Origin of the sequence: Nocardia sp. NPDC005978 (genome assembly GCF_040614455.1) — a bacterium.
Taxonomy (GTDB): domain Bacteria; phylum Actinomycetota; class Actinomycetes; order Mycobacteriales; family Mycobacteriaceae; genus Nocardia.
Genome location: NZ_JBEXUS010000049.1, coordinates 28,180 through 50,172, shown reverse-complemented (window position 1 = coordinate 50,172; position 21,993 = coordinate 28,180). Strand labels below are relative to the sequence as shown.

The window sequence follows — 21,993 nt, the reverse complement described above, 5'->3', positions numbered from 1 at the left end:
TTTTTTTCCGGTGGGTTCCGGTGTTGACGACAACGATGTCGGTCGGTGCTTGGCACGGCCTTAACAAGATCTTGCGGTGCTCGACGGGAGATACCGGCCGCCGTGCCGGGACGCCAGGGCCGCGCCGTGATCATCTGGCGCGGAACAGGTTTCGGCCCGGGCGGGCAACCCGCCCGGGCCGGAGCCGGGATGTGCGGTGCGCCGGCGGTCAGGTCCGGATCTCGCGGCCCAATTTCAGCGTGTAGGCGAACGCGGCCAGCGCGGTGAGCGCCAGCAGCCAGTAGCCCAGGGTGTAGTCCGAGCGCGAGCTGTACACCAGGCCCATGACCAGGGGTGGGAAGTAGCCGCCGAGGCCGCCCGCCGCGCCGACCACGCCGGTGACCGAACCGACCTTGGCCGGATCGACCAGTTTGGCGATGAGCGCGAAGACGCCGCCGGTGCCCAGGCCGAGGAAGAACGCCATCAGGATCAGGCTCGCTCCGGCCGGAATCTCCGGCGCCGGTTCGAATCCCAGCACCACGGCCATGATCGCGGTGCCCGCGAACGACACCGCCAGTACCCGGTCCGGCCCGACGCGATCGGACAGCGTGCCGCCGATCGGGCGGGCCAGCACGCCCGCGATCGAGAAGCCCGCGGTGCGCAGCCCCGCGTCGGACTGCGCGAAGTCGTACACGTTGCGCAGCACGGTCGGCAGGTAGGTGGAGAAGGCGACGAAGCCGCCGAAGGCCACCGCGTACAGGAACGATCCCTGCCAGGTTGCCTTGAGCCCCAGCGCATGCCGGATGCGCGGCAGGGCCGGCTCGGTGGCCGGGGACCAGTCGGGGGAGTTGCGGCTGAACACCAGCATGACCACGCCCATGACGGCCAGCGCGACGGCCATCAGGATGTGCGTCTGCGCCCGTCCGAGGTGGTCGACCAGGCGCGGGGTGAGCAGCGCCGACAGCGCGGTGCCGCCCATGCCGGCGCCGAACACGCCGGTGGCGAAGCCGCGCCGGGCCGGTTCGTACCAGGCGCTGACGAAGGGCACGCCGATCGCGAACGAGGTGCCCGCGATACCCAGGAAGAACCCCCAGAAGATCAGTGCGCCATAGGAATTCGACCACCCGACGAGCAATGTCGGAATGATCGAGATGAAGCAGACGACGGCGAACATGAGGCGTCCGCCGAACTTGTCGGCCAACACGCCGACGGGAATGCGACCCAGCGAGCCGACCAGGACCGGCGTGGCCACCAGCATCGACGTCTGCCCGGGCGAAAGTCCGAGATCGTCTGTGTAACTACTGGATAGCGGTCCAATGAGGTTCCACGCCCAGAAGGTCAGGGCGAAGGCCAGCGTAGCGAGCGTGAGGTTTCTCGCATTCATCCCATTTGTCTAGCAGAAACGCCGGTAAAAGTGACTAAATTCGGCCAGCTCGGCGAGCCTTTCGTGTGTCGCGCGGCCTCCGTTCACTATGTCTGCTGTTGAGTTGCGGAATTCCAGGAGGTGCGTTGTGAGGTTGTGGCGATCGCGCTGGTACCGGGCTGCGATACTGCCCGGGCTGGCGGGTGCGGTGGTGCTGGGCGGGCCGGTGGCCCGGGCCGACGCACGCACCGACTATCCGCTCATCATCGACGTGAGCACCCCCGCCGATCGACAGTGCGACGGCCCGCTGCGCGGCACCACGGCGGTGTTCTATCCGCCGGGCGTGCCCGCCGGGGCCGATGTCGAATGGCGCATCCTGGCCGGTGAGCAACCCATCCGCAGCGGCATCACCCCGGCCAGCAGCGAGGTGGTGACCGTCGGGTTCGATATCCGCCCCGAGGAGCTACCCGCCGACGGCCTGCTCCGGATCGATGCCCGCGCCCGGATCCCCGGCGGGCAGGTCGGCGGCTACGGCAAGCCGTGGAACTTCCGGGTGAGCCGCGAATGCAGCCCGCTGCACGTGGTGTCGATCGGCGACGCGGTCACCTGGGGGCAGGGCCTGGGCGGGGACCGCAAGTTCGCGCACCTGACCGCCGAGACCCTGGGCAGCAGAACCGGGCGCGGGGCGCAGGTCCACGACTACTCGGTCCCGGGCGCGGTGCTGGACGCTCCCGGACTACCCGCGGGCAATGACGACAGCGCCTGCCCGCCCGCCGGCGCCGACCTCATGCCGGACGTGTTCTGCCAGCTGAACCAGGCCGCCGCCGACGCGAGAGCGCACGACTACACCGTCGATCTCGTGCTGCTGACCGGCTGCATCAACGATCTGGACCCGCTCTTCGGCATTCCGGTCGGCGTCACCCCCGGCACCCAGGATCTGGACGCGGCCGTGCGCCGCGAATGCGGGGGCGAAGGCGCCGAACCCGAGAACCCGGCCGCACACGTGCCCTACTTCAGTGGCGCCAAGGACGGCTACGGCGGACGCGGCATGGCCGCCGCCATCACCGCCGCGCATCAGCTGCCCGGCAGCCCGAAGGTCATGGTGGGCAACTACTTTCACGGACACGACACCGAGGACGCCCCGGACGGGCTGCGGCAGCGCTGGTCCGAGTTCGTGCGTTCGTCGGCGGAGGTCTTCCGCCGGGCCGCGGCGCGGGCCAACGCGGAGGCGGGCCGGACGTTCGCGGTCGCCGCGGACGGGCTGTCCACCGCGGACACCGATCTGCGCGGCGGCGCGCCGTGGATGAATCCGCTCGGCGACGAGGCCGTATCACTGCGCCTGCTGGCCTGCCCGCAATGGAGCGAACTTCCGCCGCAGTGCCGCACCGACGCGGGGAAACGGCGTGATGTGCGCGGCGCGCAACAGTACGCCGACGCCTTCCTCATGAATCCGCGCGTGCGCGACTGGTTCGGCGGCGGCGGGCCCGGCGGCGAAGGCTTCCTGGCCTCGCGGGAATCCGGCCCGGCCGGGGTCACCGTGGATTTCGACGCCGCACTCGCGGGCGGCGCGATACGTCAGTACGAATGGCATTTCGGCGACGGCGATCGGGTGGTCACCACCGCGCCGGTGGTCGCGCACGTCTATCGCGGGCACGGGCCGCATCTGCCGCGGCTGGTGGTCACCGATATGACCGGGCATCGCAGCCTCTACGAACTGCCCCGTCCGATAGTCATCGGCTGAGGGGCGGGTGTGACGAGGTAGCCGCGTGATGTCGTTCGAAATCCTCTGGCACGGAACGAGAGACAGCCCCGGGCTCGCGAATTCTGCGGGTCCGGGGCACCTGTTTGCAGACCCTCTTTCAGTCCCGATGCAGCAGTGCGGCCAGCTCGGCGACGGACTCGTCGCGGACCGAGTAGCCCGGGAAGTAGCAGCACACGCGCGCGATGTGGTCGCCGTAGCGTGCGCGGATCTGCCCGGCGCATTCGGCCGGGGTGCCGGAAATGGTGAGAGCGTCGACCATCTCGTCGTCGATCAAGCCCGACATCTCTTGCCAGCGGCCCTGTTTGGAGAGCGCGTTCAGTTCGGGCTGCAACTTCGCCCAGCCCTGTACCTCGAGCACCGGCCGATAGGCGGGGGTGGAACCGTAGAACGCCAGCAGGTTTCGCACGGCGCGGCGCGCGGTGTCGATCTCGGCCGCGGAATCACCCATGGCGCAGATGGCTTCGGCGATGATCTGGAAGGGCCGCTCCGAGCCCGCCCGGCCGCGCGCCACCGCGGGCAGGGTGCGCTCGTGGAAGTGCCGCTCGGTGTTGAACGGCATGACCAGCAGCCCGTCGGCAACCTGCGCGGTCATCTCGGTCATGCGCGGCCCGAGCGCGCCGACCAGCACCGGCGGCGGTCCGTACTCGTTGGGACCCGGGTCGAACTGCGGCGGCATGAGGGTGTGCCGCCAGAACCTGCCCTCGTGGCGCAGGCGCTCGCCGCTCTGCCAAGCGTGCAGGATCGCCTGCACGGCCGCGACCGTATCGCGCATGCGCTCCACCGGTTCGGACCACACGCTGCCGTAGCGCCGTTCGATGTGGGTGCGGATCTGACTGCCGAGCCCGAGCCGGAAGCGGCCCCGCGACAGCGTGTGCAGATCCCACGCGGCGTGCGCCAGGTGCACCGGGCTGCGCGGGAACGCCATGGCCACATTCGTCATGACGTCCAGGCCGGGCACGGCGGCCGCGGCCAGGGTCAGCGGCGCGAAGACGTCGTGCGCGCCCTCGAAGGTGAAGACGCCGTCCACCCCGAGCTCGCGCAATCGGGCCGCGCGCGTGGCGGATTCGGCCAGTGGGGCGTTGAGCCACACGTCGATGGGCAGGGCAGCCATCGTTCCTCCGGGGGAAAGGCCGCGCCCCCGCGCCCGGAATGGGCGCGAGGGCGCGGCGGAGCGATGTCGTGGTGGCAAGGGAAGAAACGGCACCACGGCACCGCGGTTTCAGCGCCGCGGGCCGGCGCCCGTTTCTACACCTCGATGAACTCGGCGCACTTCTCGCCGATCATGTAGCTCGGAGCGTTGGTGTTGCCGCCGGTGATGCTCGGCATGATCGAGGCGTCGGCGACCCGCAGGCCCTCGATGCCGATGACCTTGAGCGTCGGATCGACCACGGCGCGCTCGTCCACGCCCATGCGGCAGGTGCCGACCGGGTGGTAGATCGAGTGCACGCGGTTGGGCAGTTCGGCGCGCAGGGCGGTCTCGTCCTGCAGGGCGGGTCCGGGGGCGAGCTCCTCGGTCCAGTCCTTGGCGATGGACTCGTGCGCCATGATCTCGCGGATGATCCGGATGCCCTCGACGAGGAATTCGGTGTCGCGCGGATCGCTCAGGTAGCCCGGGTCGATGTACGGCGCGGCGAACGGGTCGTTCGACAGCAGCTTCATCTCGCCGCGGCTCTTGGGGTAGATCAGGCTCGGGAAGATGGTGAAGCCGGGACGGCGGTCCACCAGGTGCAGCTTGTCCTCGTCCTGGTTCGGGATCGGGTAGCTCCACGGCAGGGTGTGGATCTGCATGTCCGGGTAGTCGCCCTCGGCGAACTTGGTCTTGATGAACCCGCACGCCTCGAAGACGGTCCGGCCCATCCAGGAGCTGCCCGGACGGCGCAGTTCCTGCAGGATGCCGCTGGCGAAGTGGGTCGGAATGCCGCGGTGGATGGCCTTTTTCGAGATGTAGGTCATCGGCACGAACAGGTGATCGTGCAGGTTCTGGCCCACGGGCAGGTCCGCGACGACCTCGATGCCGTGCTCGCGCAGATGCGCGGCCGGGCCGATGCCCGAGAGCATGAGGATCTGCGGGGAGCCGATGACGCCGGCCGAGACGATGACTTCCTTGTTCGCCTTGACGATGCTGCGGCTGCCGTTCTTGGCCGCGATCTCGACGCCGGTGGCGCGGCCGTTCTCGATGACCACGCGGGTGACGTGGACGCCGGTGCGCACGATCAGGCCCGAGTCCGGGCGATCGGTGATGAAGCCGCGCGAGGAGCTGTAGCGCAGGCCGTTCTTGACGGACTGCTGGAAGATCGAGATGCCTTCCTGCGACTCGCCGTTGTAGTCCTCGATGATCGGCGCGCCGGTGGTCTCGGACGCGGCGACCATGAAGGCCTGGGCGATCGGGGTCAGCTCCTGCTGGCGGGTGACCTCGATGGGGCCGCCCGCGCCGCGCACGTCGCTCGCGCCGTCCTGCCAGTTCTCCAGGCGCTTGTAGGCCGGCAGGACGTCCTCGTAGCTCCAGCCCGTATTGCCTTCCGCGGCCCAGGAATCAAAGTTCGCCTTGTTGCCGCGCACGTAGAGCATGCCGTTGACGGAACTGGATCCGCCGAGCACCTTGCCGCGCGTCATGGGGATCTTGCGATCGTTGGCGTGCTTCTGCGGGGTGGAGAACTGCTTCCAGGTCACGCGCTTCTTCAGCTGCGGGACGGTGTGCACCATGCTGATCGCGCCGGGCATGGTGACCAGGCGGGTGTTGTCCTTGCCACCGGCCTCGAGCAGGATCACGCTGGCGCCACGCTCGGCGAGACGTCCGGCCACCACGGCGCCGGCGCTGCCCGCGCCTATGACCACGTAGTCGGCTTCGGTTGCGGCGTCCGCGCTGCGTGGAGAAGCGGTCATTGTTCGTTACCTCATCTTCGAGAGTGCCTGCGGTCACTGTAGAACAAGTTCTAGTCTGTGCCCAGACTGGACATGATGTCCAGCCACAAGATCGACCTCAGGGCACGAAATATCCCAGTACGTGCGTCCGGTAACAGGTTCTAGGAGTGCTGGGAGATAACTGGCTGGTGGGGGTGGGTGCGACGGCAGATCGCCCCGTCGAAAGCGTGTCCCACGTCACGATGCGCGTGGTTCAATCACTGTGAAACACGTTACAATTTCGTGCGCATTGCGGCAAGATGCCCGAGGAGGAACAGTGTCTGTTCCATCGCTACCGGCCGGCTTCGATTTCACCGATCCCGCACTCTGGGCCGATCACAGCCCCGTCGAGGAGTTCGCGGCCCTGCGGCGCACCGCGCCGGTCTGGTGGAACGCCCAGACCCCCGAACAGGCGGCCCCCTTCGACGATTCCGGTTACTGGGCGATCACCAGGCACGAGGACGTGAAGGAGATATCGCGCCGGCCGGACATCTGGTCCTCGCACGAAAAGGGCGCGATCATTCGAATGCCCGCGGATTCGCTACCCGAACAGCTGCAGCTGTCGCGGAATGCGTTGCTGGTCAATATGGATCCGCCCAAGCACACCAAGATTCGGCGAATCATCTCGCAGGGTTTCACCCCGCGCGCGGTCGAGGGATTGCGCCGCGCGCTCACCGAACGCGCCGCGGCCATCGTGGCCGAGGCGAAATCGGCCGGCGGCGGTGATTTCGTGGAGCAGGTCGCCTCGGAACTGCCGTTGCAGGCCATCGCCGAATTGCTCGGGGTGCCGCAGCACGATCGGCACAAGCTCTTCGCCTGGTCGAATCAGCTGCTGAACTACGACGATCCGGAGTTCGCCGGGGCGAACATGACCGCCAACGCCGAACTGCTCGGCTATGCCTACAACCTGGCCGAACAGCGCCGGGCCCGGCCCATGGACGATATCGTCACCCAGCTCGTCACCGCCGACATCGACGGCGAGGCGCTGGGTTCGGACGAATTCGGATTCTTCGTCATTCTGCTGTCGGTGGCGGGCAACGAAACCACCCGCAACGCGATCACGCACGGCATGAAGGCCTTCGTCGACCATCCCGAGCAGTGGGCGCTCTATCGCGAACGCCGACCGCGCACCGCGCCGGACGAGATCGTGCGCTGGGCGACCCCGGTCACCTCGTTCCAGCGCACCGCGCTGTGCGACACCGAACTGGGCGGGCAGCGCATTCGCGCCGGGGACCGGGCCGGATTGTTCTACAGCTCCGCCAATTTCGACGAGGCGGTGTTCGCCGACCCGTTCACCTTCGATGTGCTGCGTGATCCCAATCCGCATGTCGGATTCGGCGGCACCGGCGCGCATTTCTGCGTCGGCGCGAATCTCGCGCGGCTGGAGATCGACCTCATGTTCAATGCCATCGCCGACGTCATGCCCGAACTGCGCGAGGTCGCGCCGCCGGAACGACTGCGGGCGGGCTGGATCAACGGGATCAAGCATTGGCGGGTGCACTATGGCTGAGCGCCCGCTCGCGACGGCGGAACCGGTGTGGTCACCGAACTCGTTCTACTATTCGTTCTCGTGACCAATCTTCGCGAAATTCCATTGCGCACACTGTCCGACAAGCCCACCACGCTGGCCGAGTTGGCCGGTGACAAGGTCGTGCTGCTGGTCAACGTGGCCTCCAAGTGCGGACTGACCCCGCAGTACACCGGCCTGGTCGAACTGCAGCACGCCTACGGCGGCCGCGGTTTCACCGTCGTCGGGGTACCCAGCAATCAGTTCCTCGGCCAGGAGCCCGGCACCGCCGAGGAGATCGCCGAATTCTGCTCCACCACCTACGGCGTCGACTTCCCGCTGCTGGAGAAGACCGAGGTCAACGGTGAGGGGCGGCACCCGCTGTACACCGAGCTGACCGCCGCCGCCGATGCCGAGGGCGCCGCGGGGGACGTGCAGTGGAACTTCGAGAAGTTCCTCATCGGGCGCGACGGCGCGGTGCTGGCGCGCATTCGCCCGCGCACCGAGCCCAAGGACCCGAGCGTCGTCGCGGCCATCGAAGCGGCGCTCTGAGCCGATCGCTCCGAGTCGATCGCTTCGAGTCGACTTCGCCCGCCGGACGGCGCGCTCGTAACGCGCTGTCCGGCGGAAACTCTCGCACGCCCGGCGCGAACGCGCGGACCTCGCGTCCGGCCGGGACTCAGCCGGCCAGGATGCGCGCGCCGGCCTGTTCGAGCCGCTCCGCGATCTCCGCGTACGAGGCGTAGCCCATGCCCGCGCGCACCAGCGCGCCCGCGTAGAGCAGTTCCAGCGTCTCCACGATCTCCATGTCCGGCGCGCCGCCGAGGGCGTCGATGAGCCGGCGGCGGATCTCGTTGCCGATGCGCAGGCGCAGGTGCGCCACGTCCGGGTCGGTGCCCAGCAGCGCACTGGTGACCGCGCCCGCCAGCGCCGGTTCGTCGGCGACGAGCATGGCGATCTGCCGCAGCACCGCCAGGGTGCGCGCGGTGCTGTCCTCCTCGGTTCCGTCCGGGGCCGGGGTCGCGGCCAGGCGTCGCCAGAACATCTCGGCGACCAGGTGTTCCTTGGAGGAGAAGTAGGTGTAGGCGGTGGCCGTGCCGACCCCGGCGGCCGCGGCCACCATGCGCACGGTGAGCCCGGCGAAACCCTCGCGGGCGAGCACGTCCATGGCGGCCCGGGTGAGGCGGTCGACGGTATCGGCCTGTTTCTCGGTGAGCCGGCGCCGGGTCGCCTCCATGCTGACAGGTTCCATGTTCACGGCCTCCATGTTCGCCGACTACCGGGCGGAAGGGTAATCAGACACGTGTCCGGATGCTATTATCGGGCAGCTCGCCGGGCAACCCGCTGATGTGTGTTGCGCATCGATCCGGTTGTCCCAGAAAGGTTTTCGAATGACGCAGGCCGAAACATCCGCCGCGACCGGCGAATTGCTCACCTTCGCGGACGAGGCGCGCGGATTCATGCCGCCGCACGAGGGCCGGGCGCTCTACGAAGCCGCCCGCGCCTACGCGGGGGACGGGGTGATCCTGGAGATCGGCACGTACTGCGGCAAATCCGCCGTCTATCTGGGCGCGGCCGCTCGCGAGACCGGGGCCGTCGTGTACACCGTCGATCACCACGGTGGTTCGGAGGAGCATCAGCCGGGCTGGGAGTACCACGACACCACCCTCGTCGATCCCGAGACCGGGGTCTTCGACACGGTGACGGAGTTCCGCCGCACCATCGTCCGCGCCGGGCTGACCGACACGGTCGTCGGCGTGATCGGCTCCTCGGCGACGGTCGCCCGGACCTGGCGCACCCCGCTGCGCCTGCTGTTCATCGACGGCGGGCACACCGAGGAAGCGGCCCAGCGCGACTACGACAACTGGGCGCACTGGGTGGCGGGCGGCGGGCTGCTGGCCATTCACGACGTGTTCCCCGACCCCGCCGACGGCGGGCAGGCGCCGTACAACATCTATCGCCGGGCCATGGACAGCGGGAAGTTCCGCGAGCTGTCGGTCACCGGTTCGCTGCGCATCCTGCAGCGCACCGCCGCCTGCAACTGATCGCGGTGCGCCCGCGGGTGTGAGGTTGCTGCCGGCAGCCGGGCCGATCGGCTTCGCCGCCGCGGAATCACATGCGCACGCGGCGTTTTCGCTCGGGGTGCGGGCGCATGGCGTCGAGGTGGGCCAGGGTCGGGGGCGGGAACAGCTGGCGGGGGAAGCTCTGCGACAGGGTGCTGTCGATGCGCACGACGCTGTCGAGCACGGCCACGTTGCCGAGCCAGTCGTAGCGGAAGCGGGTGCGGCTGGGGCCGATGTGGATGTCGAAGGCGTCGGGACCGAAGCGGGTGGCCATGCTCGTTCCCGGGGGCATGTCGCGTTCGAGATCCGCCGTCACGCGGCGAATCGTGTAGCGGGAGCGCAGCATCTGCGCCGGAACGAGCACCGCGATGACGCCGAGCGCGATGGCGACCGCGGTCCAGCCGCGCAGGAACCACAGCAGCGGCAGATACGGCGCGGCCACGATGAGCAGCAGACCGCGCAGGCCGAGGGAGTTCTCCTTCTCGAGGGTCTCCGCGATGCGCCGCGCGGTGCCGGGCCGGACCGTGAAGGTGGCGGTGGGACCGTCGAGCGGGGGGATGGGCGGCAGCGGCGGGCGGGGCAGGGTGGCCTGGTCGGGGGCGCCGGCGGACACCATCTCGAGCAGGTCGATCACCTCCTGCGGGAACAACTCTCGCGGATAGGCGTGCAGCAGATCGTCCCGGGTGAACAGCACCGTGCGATCGTCGACGCGCAACCGTGAGATGCCCGCGTACCGCACTCGCCGATGATGACCGTCGCCGATCTGCACGTCGAACGATTCGGGTCCGAAACGGGTGGCCATGACGGTGCCGGGCCCGGCCAGGGTCCGCCAGAACGCCTCGGACTCGGCGCGCCGCCGCTTGCGGCCCGGGAGCCGCCACCACAGCAGCACGCACAGCGCCAGCCCGATTCCCGCGCCGATCCAGCCCCACAGCGTGGCCAGGAAAAGGCAGGCCACCGTGAGGATTCCGGCCCCGGTGGACCAGCGGGCCAGCCGCCTGGAGGGGTACCCGGCCCCCGCCGCCGCCAGCATCTCGGGCGTGCTCGCGCGGGCGACGTACACCGCGTCCGGATCGACCAGGAAGGGCATCGGCGCCAGCGGCCCGAACTGTTCCGGGTGCACCGCTCCGGCAGCCGATCCCGGGCCACCCGGCCCGTCGTGAAGCGCCGAGGATCTCGAATGCTGCTCGGGCCCCGAGTGTTCCGGCCCGCCGATCACACCACCCACCGCGCGAGCATAACCGCCACCCCCACCCGCACAGGGCGGGTTTCGCCCCTTGCCGTGCGCGCCCGCACCCACCTCGGCCCGCCGATTGCTCCCGATTCACCAGCCAGCTGCGGTGGCGGCGCACGCGCCGCCCACCCCGCCCCGTCAACCCCTCTGACCACCCGGCGGCCGACACCCGCCGCCGCGGGGGACTTTCGCCGGGCGGTGCCGGAGCGATCCGGCCGGGGCGTCGCGCGGCTCGGCGGGGCAGGGGGTCAGGGGCGGGGGACGGTGGCGGCGCAGTCGCAGGCGCGGGTCGTTCGGGTCGGTGGGGGGAGCAGGTCGCGGAAGATGTTGTTGGCGGGGGTGGTTCGGGACAGGGCGTCGGCGGCCAGCAGCATCGCGGCGGCGGTCCAGGTGGTGCGTTCCTCGGGCCAGCGTTTGCCGTCGGCGAAGACCAGGCCGGTCCAGTAGGAGCCGTCGGTCTCGCGCAGGTGCTGCATGTTCGTGAACAGCGCCAGGGCGCGGCGGTGATCGCCGAGCGCGTCCAGGGCCAGCACCAGTTCGCACGTCTCCGCGCCGGTGACCCACGGCTGGTCCGAGACGCAGCGGATGCCGAGGTCGGCGACGACGAAATCGTCCCAGCGGGAGGCGATTCGGTCGTACCCGTCCGGGCCGCGGATCGCGCCGCCCAGGATCGGGTAGTACCAATCCATGGAGTAGCGGTCCTTGTCCAGGAAGGCCTCGGGATGCGCGCGCAGGGCGTGGCCCAGCCGCAGCGCGGCCACCTCCCACTCGGGTTGCGGATCGCGGGCGTGCGCGGCCAGCGCCAGCGCGCAGCGCAGACTGTGGAAGATGCTGGAGCAGCCGGTGAGCAGGGCCTCGCCGGAGGTGCCCGAAGCGCCCACGGACCAGTGGATTTCGCCGAAGTGCCCGAGTTGCGCGCGCAGCACGAAGTCGATGCCCGCGCGCACCACCGGCCACATCTCGTTCGCGAACTCCGTGTCGCCGGTGCTGGTGAGGTAGTGCAGCACCCCGGTGGCGAGATAGGCGCAGAAATTGGTGTCGCTGTCGTGGTTCTCGATCACCCCGGCGCGGAACTGCGTGGGCCAGGAGCCGTCCGCGCGCTGGGTCTTCGCCGACCACAGGTAGGCCGCGCGGGCCTGTTCCCACAGGCCCGCGGCGGTGAGCGCCATGGCGTTCTCGAGGTGATCCCAGGGGTCGGTGTGCCCGCCGGTGAACCACGGCAGCGCGCCGTCGGGTTCCTGGGTGGCGGCGATGGCCTCGGCCGTGGCCAGCGCCTGGCGGGCGCTCAGGACCCCGGGGATCTCGGGTAGGTCAGCGGGCGGCACTGCGGACCGCCGGCTTCGCGAAGTACAGCGCCACGCTCTTGCCGATGAGCGGATCGAGCAGGCGTTCGGCGGTGCGGGTGAGCGCGGGCGCGGACATCATGTCCCACACCAGCATTCGGTGGTAGGCGCTCACCAGCGCGTTCTTGTCGTTGTCCACCCCGACCGCGCATTTGAGCCACCAGTACGGCGCGTGCAGCGCGTGCGCGTGCGAGCTGTGGATGAATCGCACACCCCGCGCGGTGACCATGGCGCGCAGTTCGTCGGCCTTGTAGATGCGCACATGCCCGCCCTCGTTGGCGTGGTACCTGTCCGAGAGCGCCCAGCAGATGCGCTCGGGCAGCCAGCGCGGCACCGTGATGGCCAGGGAGCCACCGGGTTTGAGCACCCGCACCAGTTCGGCGATGGCCCGCCCGTCCTGCGGTACGTGCTCGAGGATCTCCGAGGCGATGACCACGTCGAATTCGCCCTCGCCGTAGGGCAGGTCGAGCGCGTCGCCGCGCACGGTCTCGGCCTTGGCGTAGTCCGGCGCCTCCCCGACCTCGGCCATCGCGCCGAACATGGTCTCCACCTCGGCCAGATCATCGGCGTTCTGGTCGAAGGCCACCACGTCCGCGCCCCGGCGATACGCCTCGAACGAATGCCGACCGGCCCCGCACCCCACATCGATGACGCGGGTGCCCGGGCCGACGCCCAGGCGATCGAAGTCGACGGTCAGCATGTGTGCGCCTCCTGGGGGCTGGCGGGGCGGATACCGAAGGCGGCGATGGCCGGGCGGGATCCGTGACGGGCAATGGCATGTTCGTACACGGACACCGTCTGCGCGGCAACGGCTTCCCAGCTGAAAATGGTGAGCGCCCGGTGGCGTCCGGCGCGGCCCAGCGCATGCCGTCGTTCGGGTGAGTCGAGCAATTCGCCCAGCACCCGGGTCAATTCGCCGACATTGCCGGGTTCCACCAATTCGGCGCAGTCGCCCGTCACCTCCGGCAGCGCCCCGGCCCGGCTGGCCACCAGGGGCGTGCCGCTGGCCATGGCCTCGACCGCCGGGAGCGAGAAGCCCTCGTACATCGAGGGGATGCAGGCGATCTCGGCCGAGGCCAGCAGTTCGGCGAGTTCGGTGTCGGACAGCCCGCCGGCCGCGGTCACGATATCGGCGAGACCGAGTTCGGCGATGAGCTTCTCGGTCGGACCGTTCGGCTCGAGTCTGGCGACCAGCCGCAGTTCGATCTCGTGTTCCCCGCGCAGCCGCGCGACGGCGTGCAGCAGGTGCGCGATGCCCTTGAGCGGTTTGTCGGCACTGGCCACCGCGACGACGCGGCCGGGCACGCGCGGTACGTCGCGGGGCCGGAACAGGTCGGTGTCCACCCCGAGCGGCACCGTGCGCAGCTGCTCGGGCAGCACCCCGAAGTCGGTAACGATGTCGGCGGCCGAGGACGAGGAGACGGTGATCAGTTCGGGAATCCGCCGGGCCACCCGGCGCTGCATGCCCAGGAATCCGTACCAGCGGCGCAGGAACGGTTTTCGCCGCCACGGCGCGGCCGCGAGATCAACCGCGCGGTCGCGGGTGATGGGATGGTGGATGGTGGCCACCAGCGGCAGGTGCCCGGCGATGTCGAGCAGGCCGGAGCCCAGGCACTGATTGTCGTGCACCACATCGAATTCCGCGGCGCGCTCGCGCAGCACCCGGGCCGCGCGCAGGCTGAAGGTGCGCGGTTCGGGGAAGCCCGCGGTCCACATGGTGGCGAGTTCGAGCAGATCGATCCCGTCCCGGATCTCGCCCGGCGCCGGGGTGCGGAAGGGGTCCTCGTCGCGGTACAGATCCAGGCTCGGCACCTCGGTGAGCCGGACGCGCGGGTCCAGGTGTTCCGGGTACGGCTGTCCCGAGAACACCTCGACCTCGTGCCCGAGTTCCGCCAGGCCCCGGCTCAGGTAGCGCACGTAGACCCCCTGGCCCCCACAGTGGGTCTTGCTGCGGTAGGACAGCAGGGCGATACGCACGTCACAGCCTTTCGGGGGCAGGCGAAACTTACCGGGGGAGAGTGGTATTCGAAGGCGGCGGGTCGCTCAGGCGTCGATGCCGAAGGCTTCGAGTTTGGCCGCCAGTCGATCCAGGTAGGCGAAGACCTCGGCGTCGGATTTCTCCGGCACCCCGTACAGCGCGTCGGTCACCCCGGCCGCGGCCCAGCGGGTCAGCTTCTCCGGGTCGGGCTTGCCGTCCAGTGCCACCACGCGCGGGGTTCCGGTGCGACCGGCTTCCTGCCAGTGCTTGTAGAGCAGCGCCGTGGACGCCTGCACGTCGGATTCGTACGGGGTGGTGATCCAGCCGTCGGCGGACTTCGCGATCCACTTGAAGGTCTTGTCGGTGCCGCCCGCGCCGATCAGCAGCGGGACGTGCGACTGCACCGGCTTGGGCCACGCCCAACTCGGCCCGAAGGACACGAACTCACCGGAGTAGCTCGCCTCCTCCTGGGTCCACAGCGCGCGCATGGCCTCCATGTACTCGCGCAGCGCGGTGCGCCGCTTGTTGCCGGGGATGCCGTGATCGGTGAGCTCGTCGGTGTTCCAGCCGAACCCGGCGCCGACGGTGACCCGGCCGCCGGACAGATGGTCCAGCGTCGCAATGGTTTTGGCGAGGGTGATGGGATCGCTCTCGGTGGGCAGCGCCACCGCGGTGGACAGCTCGATGCTCGAGGTCACCGCCGCAGCGGTGGCCAGGGCCACCCAGGGGTCCAGGGTGCGGGTGTACCGGTCGTCGGGCAGCTCCGCGCCGCCCGTGAGCGGATGCGCCGCTTCACGTTTCACCGGGATGTGGGTGTGCTCGGGCACGAAGAACGAGCGGAACCCGCGCTCCTCGGCCGCCTTGGCCAGCACCGCCGGCGTCATGCCGCGATCGCTGGTGAATTGGACGATGCCGTATCGCATGTAGCGCTTCCTGTCTCAGTTGTTCTTCGCGGCGGCCACGCCCGCGCGCCGGCCGTAGAAGCTGCCGTCACCCAGCGAGCAGCCCGAGGCGTACCCGCCCGCGCAGATGCCCGAGGTGACCCGGCCCGCGGCGAACAGGCCGGGGATCGCGGAGCCGTCCACGTGCAGCACGCGCGAATCCAGGTCGGTGCGCAGGCCGCCGAGGGTGAAGCCGCCGGTGTACCCGCGCAGGTCGTAGGCCCCGAGCGGGCTGCCGATGGGCTTGACCCACTCGGACTTCTTGTGCAGGAACGGATCCTGTCCGTTCGCCGCGTGATGGTTGTACAGGTCGATCGTGCTGGACAGGGTGTGCTCGGGCAGTCCCATCTCGGTCTCGAGCTCGGCGACCGTCTCGGCCACCCAGGTCGGCGCGATGCGCAGGAACGACATGGCGGACAGGGTCTCGAACGCCGCTTCCAGCGCGGTCTCGTCGATGATCAGGTAGGCCTGGTTGTCCTGGTCCTGCAGCACGGCCTGGCCCATCCGCCCGGGATAGGTGTCCTCGGTGACGAAGCGCTGGCCGCGCCCGTTCACCAGGATCCCGCGCACGATCACCTGCGGGTCCGCGATGAGGGCGACCTCGGTGGCGTCCATGTGCGCCACGTCCGCGCCCAGGGCCTGCGCGACCCGGATGCCGATGCCGTCGTGCTCCTCCACGGTGGCGGCGGGGCGGCCGAAGATCTTGGGCGCGAACTGCTCGACCATGTCGTGCGCGTAGGCGAAGCTGCCGGTGGCCAGCACCACGCCGCGCTCGGCGCGCACGTACACCGGCTTGCCGTAGCGGGTGGCGGCCACGCCGACGACGCGACCGGCGTCGTCCACGACGAGCCGGCGCAGGCGCACGTCGTATTCGTGTCGCACGCCCAGCTTTTCGGCCGTCTGGGCGAGCGGCTCCATCAGCATGTAGCCGCCGCCCTTCTCACCCAGCTTCTTGTCCTTGGTCCAGGCGAGGTGACCGCGCGGCGCGGGATCGGCGATGGTGTTGAACGGCGCGGCGTTCTCGCCGCCGGAGAACATCAGGCCCTGGTCGGCCGGCGGCTCGTAGCCGGGCTCGCCCCAGAACTCCTCCTTGAACGGAACACCCTGGGCGACAAGCCAGTTGTAGTGCTCCACGCTGCCCTGGCAGTAGTCGTGGATCTTGGCCTTGTCCACGCCGGGGCCGAGCGCGGCGGTCAGGAACTTCTCCATGTTCTCGGCGGTGTCCTCGAAGCCGAGGGCGCGCTGCAGCGGGGTGCCGCCGCCGAGGTAGATGAAGCCGCCCGACATGGCGGCCGCGCCGCCCCAGCCGCCGGTGCGCTCGAGCACGAGGGTGTCCGCGCCCGAGCGCGCGGCCTCGATGGCGGCGCAGGCCCCGGCGACGCCGAAGCCGATCACGACCACATCGGCCGTATGGTCCCAGGTTTCGACCTCGCCGGCGTGCAGCGGTCGTACGGAGGGGGTCTCGGCCATTGTTCTCAGTGTTCCTTACCGATTCACTCGTTTGCCGTGGAAGACACGGCTCCCACGCTGTCCGGACACGTGTACGGAACTATAGGTTCGCGTCCGGAAGGCGCGCAAGAACATGTTTCAGTTCTGGGATCGTCGCGAACGCGAAGTTTTCGGTTTCCATTGTCAGGCCCCGCCCGCGCCAGTAGTGTACGGACACATGTCCAGCTAGGTGTCTCACGGGTTGGACAGCCTTCATCAGAGTCGATGAACGCGTTATCGAATCGAGGTGCACCAGCCATGACCGCAGCCTCCCTCGAGCCGCTGCTGTTCGATCCGTACGACTACGGCGTCCACGAGGATCCCTACCCCATCTACGAGCGGCTGCGCGCCGAGGCGCCGATCTATCACAATCCGGAGATCGACTTCTGGGCCCTGTCCCGGCACGCCGACGTCGGCGCGGGCTTCCGCGACAACATCCGGCTCTCCAGCGCCAACGGCGTATCGCTGGACCCCGCCGCCTGGGGTCCGCACGCGCATCGCACCATGTCGTTCCTGGCCATGGACGATCCCGCGCATCTGCGCCTGCGCAAACTGGTCTATCAGGGCTTCACCCCCCGCCGGGTCACCGAGATGACCGATCGCATCCGCGAGATCACCCTGCAGCACCTCGAACCGGCCTTGGCCGCAGGCGAATTCGACTGGATCGACGACGTCGCGGGCAAGCTGCCCATGGACGTGATCTCCGAACTGCTCGGCGTGCCCGAGGCCGACCGCGCCGAGCTGCGCCGGCAGGCCGACCTGCTGCTGCACCGCGAAGAAGGCGTTCTCGACGTGCCGGTCCCGGCCATGGAGGCCGCGATCTTCCTCATCGGCTACTACGCCGACATGCTGGCCATCCGTCGCAAACAGCGCACCGACGACCTGACCTCGGTGCTGCTGGACGTGGAGGCAGACGGCGACAAGCTCACCGACGACGAGATCCTCGGCTTCATGTTCCTGATGGTGGTGGCGGGCAACGAGACCACCACCAAACTGCTCGGCAACGCCCTGTACTGGGCGGGACGCAATCCCGAGCAGTACGCCAAGGCCGCCGCGAACCCCGAACTGGTGGGGGACTGGGTCGAGGAGACGCTGCGCTACGACGCGTCGAGCCAGATCCTGGCGCGCACCGCGGCGGTCGACCTCGAGTACTACGGCCGGACCGTGCCGCAGGGGTCCAAGGTGCTGCTGCTGATCGGCGCGGCCAACCGGGACTCCTCGGCCTTCCATGATCCCGATCGCTTCGACATCGAGCGCGCCGACAAGGGCGGGCTCATCAGCTTCGGCAAGGGCGTGCACTTCTGCCTGGGCGCGCACCTGGCGCGACTGGAGGCGGGAATCGTGTTGCGCGAGTTCACCGATCGGGTCGCGGCCTACGATCTGCGGCCCGGCAGTGAACGGGTGCACTCGGTGAACGTGCGCGGTTTCGCGAAACTGCCCGTGACGGTGGAGGTTCGGTAATGCCACGTTTCGCACCACATCCCGCGCGCCGCCCGGTGCTGATCGCCGGGGCATCCTCCGGGATCGGCGCGGCCACCGCGACCGCGCTGGCCGAACTGGGCTATCCGGTGGCGCTGGGCGCCCGGCGGGTCGAGATCTGCGAGACCCTCGCGGAGAAGATTCGCGCCGACGGGGGCGAGGCGTTCGCGCACCGGCTCGACGTCGGCGACACCGCGTCGGTGCACGAGTTCGTCGAGGCCGCCGAACAGGCGCTCGGCCCCATCGAAGTCGTGGTCTCCGGGGCGGGCGACCTCGAATTCGGGCCGGGCTGGGCCATGGATCCCGCGGTCTTCGAGGACCAGCTGCGGGTGCATCTGGTCGGCGCGCAGCGGCTCGCGCACCGCGTGATCCCCGGCATGATCGAGCGCAGGCGCGGGGATTTCGTGGTCATCGGCTCGGACTGCGCCGACCGGGCCCGGCCGAGCGTCGGCGCGTACAACGCGGCCAAACTCGGGGTCGAGGCGTTCTCGCGGCAGTTGCGGATGGAACTCGAGGGCACCGGCGTGCGCTCGTCCATCGTGCGGCCGGGCCAGACCCAGACCGGCATGGGCATGACGGCCGCACCCGAGGTGGTCGGGCCCATGCTCGAGGAATGGGTGAAGTGGGGTTTCGCCCGGCACCCGTACTTCCTGCGCGCCTCGGACATCGCCGCGGCGGTGGCCGCGGTCGTCGGCACCCCGCGCGGGGCGCACCTGGTGCTGGTCGAGGTTCAGCCCGAAGCGCCGCTGCGCCCGGTCGCCGAGGCCACCGGGGGCGAGTGATGCGACTCGTCGTCGACAGCGACCTGTGCCAGGGCCACGCCGTCTGCCAGGACGAAGCGCCCGAACTCTTCCGCGTGCCCAAACGCGGCACGGTCGAACTGCTGGCCGCCGACCCCGGCGCCGATCTCGCCGCGGCGCGCGCCGCCGTGCGGTACTGCCCCACCGGCGCCCTGTCCCTGCACGAAGACACCCCCGCCGACTGAAGGAATCGCCATGTCCCGGTCCCCCGACGAACTCGGCGAGATCACCCTGCCGCGCAGCAGATATGACGAGCTCGACCGCGAGCAGCTGGCGATTCTGGTGCCCGAGCTGCTGCTGACCGGGCACCTCATCGATCGCTCCGGCATGGCGCACGCGATCGGCGCGTTCGGCCGCGCGGGCATGACCGAGGTCGCCATCGAGGAATGGCGGCTGGCCAGTCCGATCTACACGCGGCGCATGCGGGCCGCGCTGGGCATCACCGGCGACGGCGTGGAGACGATCTTCAAGGGCTTCCAGCTCGATATCGGTGCGCCGCCGCAGTTCATGGACTTCCGCTACACGGTGCGCGATCACGGGCACGGCGAGTTCAACCTCGCGCACTGCGGCGCGCTCGCCGACGTGGAACCCATGGGCGAGGACTACGTGGTCGGCATGTGCCACCACATCGAGGACCCCACCTTCGACGCCACCGCCTGGGCCACCAACGCCCGGGCGCGGGTGCGGCCGGTGCACCGGCCGCCCCGGGTGCCCGCGGACCGGACACCGGTGTGCGCGTGGACCGTCGAGATCGACCCGGACATCGATCCGATCGAGCTGCCCGCGTCGGCGCGGGTGCTGGAGACCTCGCGCGCCGCCCGGGTGGAACTGGCCGCGATCGACCCCGCCGATCCGGGGCGGCCCGACTACGCGGGCCCGCTGCTGAACGATCTGCGCTTCGGCGACTTCTCCCGCTCGGCGCTGATCCGCATGGCCGACGAGGTGTGCCTGCAACAGCATCTGCTCACCCTCGGCTTCCGGCACGCGGTGGAAGAGCGCGCGGATTCCGTGGCGGCCCTGGCGATCATGCGCAAGCAGTTCGCGGGCATCGCCGGACTCACCGCCGAACGACTGCGCACCGCACTGGGACTCGGCGATGACCTCGCCGCGCTGGCTCGGGTCCTGCGCCTGCATCCGGCGCTCAACCCGTCGGCCTACGTGGATCTCGACCTGCGCACCGTGGAATCCGATGCCGGAGAACAGGTTCTGCACCTGCGGCTGGGGCAGGACTGCGGCGCGATCGCGGACGGGGCCTGGGCGCAACTGCTCACCGCCGACCAGCTCGCGCCGCTCGACGCGCTGGTGCGCGGGGTGAACCCCCGCTTCCACACCCGGGCCGGCGTCGTGCGCGATCGAACCCTGTCCGTCGAAATCGCCCTCGCGGCCGCCCCGTTCAGGGAAGCTACCGAGGTAGCGATCACTCGTTTCAGCACCGGAGCGGCATTCACCTTCACGGATCGGGGCGCACCCCTGCCGCTCACCGTCCTGTAGCTCGACCAGGTGCGCCCGAGGAGAAGTGATACCCGTGGCCAGCAACTTCGCCGACCTCTACGAACACGCCGCCGACGCCGTTCCCGAGCGCCTCGCCGTCATCGAGGGGGAGCGCAGGCGCACCTTCGCCGAACTCGACGCGCGGGCCAACCGGCTCGCGCACCACTTCCTCGACGCCGGCGCCCGCCCGGGCGCGCACATCGGCTTCCATATGCACAACGGCATCGAGACCCTCGAAACGCTGCTGGCCTGCTTCAAGATCCGGGCCGTGCCGATCAACATCAACTATCGATACCGGGCCGAGGAACTGCGCTACGTCTACGACAACGCGGACCTGGAAATGGTGGTGCACCACCGCTGCTACGCCCCGGTCATCGAAGAGGTGCGCCCGCTGCTGCCCACGCTGCGGCACGCGCTGGTCGTGGAGGACGAACAGGGCGGGACCGGCCTGCCCAGCCGGTCCACCCCGTACGAGTGGGCCATCGAGAACTGTTCCCCCGACCGCGATTTCGACGAGCGCAGCGCCGACGACCTGTTCATCATGTACACCGGCGGCACCACCGGACTGCCCAAGGGCGTCATGTGGCGGCAGGAGGACATGTGGCGCGTCCTGGGCGGCGGCATCGACTTCTACACCGGCGAACCGGTGACCGACGAGTACCAGCAGTCCCGCGCCGCCGTCGAGAATCAGCCCACCCGCTGGTTCGTGCTGCCCCCGCTCATCCACGCCGCCGCCATGATGCCCACCTTCACCGCGCTGTGGTCGGGCAACACCGTGCTGTTCGAACCGCGGTTCGACCCCGAGCGGATCTGGGCGACGGTGGCCCGGGAACAGCCCAACATCATGGTCATCACCGGTGACGCCCTGGCCCGCCCGCTCATCGACGCCTACCGGGCCGCGCCGGTGGACGCCGCCTCGCTGTGGTCCATCGGCTCCGGGGCCGCCCAGCTCACTCAGCCGGTGAAGAACGAACTGCTGGAACTGTTTCCGAGCACCCTGGTGACCGAATCCATCGGCTCCTCCGAAACCGGCTTCGGCGGAATCGGATTCGCGCAGAAGGACGACGACCCGACCCGCGCGCCCCGGGTCAACACCGGCCGCGGCGCGGTCGTGGTGGACGAGCAGGGGCAGCCGGTGGAGCCGGGCCACGAGGGCTGGCTGGCCAAGACCGGCAACGTGCCGATCGGCTACTACAAGGATCCGGTCAAGACCGGCAAGCTCTTCCGCACCGTGGACGGGCGGCGCATGGTCGTCACCGACGATCGGGCGCGCGTCGAGGACGACGGGTCCATCACCCTGATCGGGCGCGGCAACATGGTGATCAACACCGGTGGCGAGAAGGTTTTCCCGGAAGAGGTCGAGTCGGTGCTGAAGGCGCATCCGGCGGTCTACGACGCGGTGGTTATCGGCCTTCCGCACGAGCGCTGGGGGCAGCAGGTCGCCGCGGTGGTGTCGGCGGCCTCGGGTCCGGTGGACATCGCGGCGCTGGCCGAGCACGTGCGCACCCATCTCGCGGGATACAAACTGCCGCGCCGGATCTGGGTGGTCGGCACGGTCGCCCGCACCCCGAGCGGCAAGCCCGACTATCGGGCGGCCAAGGCGCTCGCCGAATCCCGGGACCCCGATCACGAGGTGTGATAACCGGTTCTGGAATCCGGCGCGA

General features: G+C 69.7%; 19 protein-coding genes. 9 read left to right on the top strand and 10 right to left on the bottom strand.

Annotated elements, in window-relative coordinates:
- Positions 1 to 208: 208 nt before the first annotated feature.
- A complete protein-coding gene (locus ABZ319_RS22445) occupies positions 209 to 1,363 on the bottom strand; it encodes an MFS transporter (RefSeq protein ID WP_354988408.1) in 1,155 nt (384 codons plus the stop codon).
- Between the two features lie 127 nt (positions 1,364 to 1,490).
- Between ABZ319_RS22445 and ABZ319_RS22440 the strand changes: the two genes are divergently transcribed.
- Positions 1,491 to 3,083, top strand: a complete 1,593-nt coding sequence (locus tag ABZ319_RS22440) for a PKD domain-containing protein (protein ID WP_354988407.1) — start codon at positions 1,491 to 1,493, stop codon at positions 3,081 to 3,083.
- 118 nt (positions 3,084 to 3,201) lie between these two features.
- Here ABZ319_RS22440 and ABZ319_RS22435 read toward each other — a convergent pair whose 3' ends face one another.
- Together ABZ319_RS22435 and ABZ319_RS22430 are read right to left on the bottom strand one after the other, a co-directional pair.
- The gene (locus tag ABZ319_RS22435; RefSeq protein WP_354988417.1) at positions 3,202 to 4,206 is read right to left on the bottom strand and encodes a TIGR03617 family F420-dependent LLM class oxidoreductase; all 1,005 of its coding nucleotides are present in this window, start codon (positions 4,204 to 4,206) and stop codon (positions 3,202 to 3,204) included.
- A gap of 143 nt (positions 4,207 to 4,349) precedes the next feature.
- Entirely contained in the window at positions 4,350 to 5,987 is a 1,638-nt protein-coding gene (locus ABZ319_RS22430; protein WP_354988406.1) for a GMC family oxidoreductase N-terminal domain-containing protein, read from the bottom strand.
- A gap of 295 nt (positions 5,988 to 6,282) precedes the next feature.
- On the opposite strand from ABZ319_RS22430, the gene ABZ319_RS22425 reads away from it, so the two are divergent.
- Complete coding sequence (locus ABZ319_RS22425; protein WP_354988405.1) at positions 6,283 to 7,515, top strand: cytochrome P450; 1,233 nt, start codon at positions 6,283 to 6,285, stop codon at positions 7,513 to 7,515.
- A gap of 60 nt (positions 7,516 to 7,575) precedes the next feature.
- Positions 7,576 to 8,064: a glutathione peroxidase gene (locus ABZ319_RS22420; RefSeq protein ID WP_354988404.1), complete on the top strand. Its 489-nt coding sequence runs from the start codon at positions 7,576 to 7,578 to the stop codon at positions 8,062 to 8,064.
- Between the two features lie 127 nt (positions 8,065 to 8,191).
- Here the strand turns inward: ABZ319_RS22420 and ABZ319_RS22415 are convergent, their stop codons facing one another.
- Positions 8,192 to 8,764: a TetR family transcriptional regulator gene (locus ABZ319_RS22415; protein WP_354988416.1), complete on the bottom strand. Its 573-nt coding sequence runs from the start codon at positions 8,762 to 8,764 to the stop codon at positions 8,192 to 8,194.
- Between the two features lie 139 nt (positions 8,765 to 8,903).
- On the opposite strand from ABZ319_RS22415, the gene ABZ319_RS22410 reads away from it, so the two are divergent.
- Complete coding sequence (locus ABZ319_RS22410; RefSeq protein WP_354988403.1) at positions 8,904 to 9,557, top strand: class I SAM-dependent methyltransferase; 654 nt, start codon at positions 8,904 to 8,906, stop codon at positions 9,555 to 9,557.
- 67 nt (positions 9,558 to 9,624) lie between these two features.
- Here the strand turns inward: ABZ319_RS22410 and ABZ319_RS22405 are convergent, their stop codons facing one another.
- The 6 genes from ABZ319_RS22405 to ABZ319_RS22380 form a co-directional block, all read right to left on the bottom strand.
- The gene (locus tag ABZ319_RS22405) at positions 9,625 to 10,803 is read right to left on the bottom strand and encodes a hypothetical protein (RefSeq protein ID WP_354988402.1); all 1,179 of its coding nucleotides are present in this window, start codon (positions 10,801 to 10,803) and stop codon (positions 9,625 to 9,627) included.
- Between the two features lie 254 nt (positions 10,804 to 11,057).
- Positions 11,058 to 12,134 carry a prenyltransferase gene (locus tag ABZ319_RS22400; RefSeq protein WP_354988401.1) on the bottom strand — a complete coding sequence of 359 codons (1,077 nt, stop codon included), beginning with the start codon at positions 12,132 to 12,134 and terminating at the stop codon, positions 11,058 to 11,060.
- Positions 12,121 to 12,852 (bottom strand): methyltransferase domain-containing protein, encoded by a 732-nt coding sequence (locus tag ABZ319_RS22395; protein WP_354988400.1) that lies wholly within the window; start codon positions 12,850 to 12,852, stop codon positions 12,121 to 12,123. Before ABZ319_RS22395 ends, ABZ319_RS22400 begins: the two co-directional genes overlap by 14 nt.
- A complete protein-coding gene (locus ABZ319_RS22390; protein ID WP_354988399.1) occupies positions 12,846 to 14,129 on the bottom strand; it encodes a glycosyltransferase family 4 protein in 1,284 nt (427 codons plus the stop codon). Before ABZ319_RS22390 ends, ABZ319_RS22395 begins: the two co-directional genes overlap by 7 nt.
- A 66-nt stretch (positions 14,130 to 14,195) precedes the next feature.
- Positions 14,196 to 15,053 (bottom strand): LLM class F420-dependent oxidoreductase, encoded by an 858-nt coding sequence (locus ABZ319_RS22385; protein ID WP_354988398.1) that lies wholly within the window; start codon positions 15,051 to 15,053, stop codon positions 14,196 to 14,198.
- 15 nt (positions 15,054 to 15,068) lie between these two features.
- Positions 15,069 to 16,541 (bottom strand): FAD-dependent oxidoreductase, encoded by a 1,473-nt coding sequence (locus ABZ319_RS22380; protein ID WP_354988397.1) that lies wholly within the window; start codon positions 16,539 to 16,541, stop codon positions 15,069 to 15,071.
- 276 nt (positions 16,542 to 16,817) lie between these two features.
- On the opposite strand from ABZ319_RS22380, the gene ABZ319_RS22375 reads away from it, so the two are divergent.
- From ABZ319_RS22375 to ABZ319_RS22355, 5 genes are read left to right on the top strand one after another with little or no spacing between them, the layout of a single operon-like run.
- On the top strand, positions 16,818 to 18,020 hold the full coding sequence (locus ABZ319_RS22375; RefSeq protein WP_354988396.1) for a cytochrome P450: 1,203 nt from the start codon (positions 16,818 to 16,820) through the stop codon (positions 18,018 to 18,020).
- Positions 18,020 to 18,820, top strand: coding sequence for an SDR family oxidoreductase (locus ABZ319_RS22370; protein WP_354988395.1), 801 nt, complete (start codon positions 18,020 to 18,022; stop codon positions 18,818 to 18,820). Before ABZ319_RS22375 ends, ABZ319_RS22370 begins: the two co-directional genes overlap by 1 nt.
- Entirely contained in the window at positions 18,820 to 19,023 is a 204-nt protein-coding gene (locus ABZ319_RS22365) for a ferredoxin (protein ID WP_354988394.1), read from the top strand. Before ABZ319_RS22370 ends, ABZ319_RS22365 begins: the two co-directional genes overlap by 1 nt.
- Before the next feature lie 10 nt (positions 19,024 to 19,033).
- Entirely contained in the window at positions 19,034 to 20,329 is a 1,296-nt protein-coding gene (locus ABZ319_RS22360) for a hypothetical protein (RefSeq protein WP_354988393.1), read from the top strand.
- Between the two features lie 34 nt (positions 20,330 to 20,363).
- Positions 20,364 to 21,968, top strand: a complete 1,605-nt coding sequence (locus ABZ319_RS22355; protein ID WP_354988392.1) for an acyl-CoA synthetase — start codon at positions 20,364 to 20,366, stop codon at positions 21,966 to 21,968.
- The last annotated feature ends 25 nt before the right edge of the window (positions 21,969 to 21,993 follow it).

Bases quoted from the DNA above. Each gene is read 5' to 3' on its own strand.
- ABZ319_RS22415 (WP_354988416.1), bottom strand. From the start codon at position 8,764: ATGGAACCTGTCAGCATGGAGGCGACCCGGCGCCGGCTCACCGAGAAA.
- ABZ319_RS22410 (WP_354988403.1), top strand. From the start codon at position 8,904: ATGACGCAGGCCGAAACATCCGCCGCGACCGGCGAATTGCTCACCTTC.
- ABZ319_RS22380 (WP_354988397.1), bottom strand. From the start codon at position 16,541: ATGGCCGAGACCCCCTCCGTACGACCGCTGCACGCCGGCGAGGTCGAA.
- ABZ319_RS22395 (WP_354988400.1), bottom strand. From the start codon at position 12,852: ATGCTGACCGTCGACTTCGATCGCCTGGGCGTCGGCCCGGGCACCCGC.
- ABZ319_RS22370 (WP_354988395.1), top strand. From the start codon at position 18,020: ATGCCACGTTTCGCACCACATCCCGCGCGCCGCCCGGTGCTGATCGCC.
- ABZ319_RS22430 (WP_354988406.1), bottom strand. From the start codon at position 5,987: ATGACCGCTTCTCCACGCAGCGCGGACGCCGCAACCGAAGCCGACTAC.
- ABZ319_RS22385 (WP_354988398.1), bottom strand. From the start codon at position 15,053: ATGCGATACGGCATCGTCCAATTCACCAGCGATCGCGGCATGACGCCG.
- ABZ319_RS22445 (WP_354988408.1), bottom strand. From the start codon at position 1,363: ATGAATGCGAGAAACCTCACGCTCGCTACGCTGGCCTTCGCCCTGACC.
- ABZ319_RS22375 (WP_354988396.1), top strand. From the start codon at position 16,818: ATGACCGCAGCCTCCCTCGAGCCGCTGCTGTTCGATCCGTACGACTAC.
- ABZ319_RS22365 (WP_354988394.1), top strand. From the start codon at position 18,820: ATGCGACTCGTCGTCGACAGCGACCTGTGCCAGGGCCACGCCGTCTGC.
- ABZ319_RS22360 (WP_354988393.1), top strand. From the start codon at position 19,034: ATGTCCCGGTCCCCCGACGAACTCGGCGAGATCACCCTGCCGCGCAGC.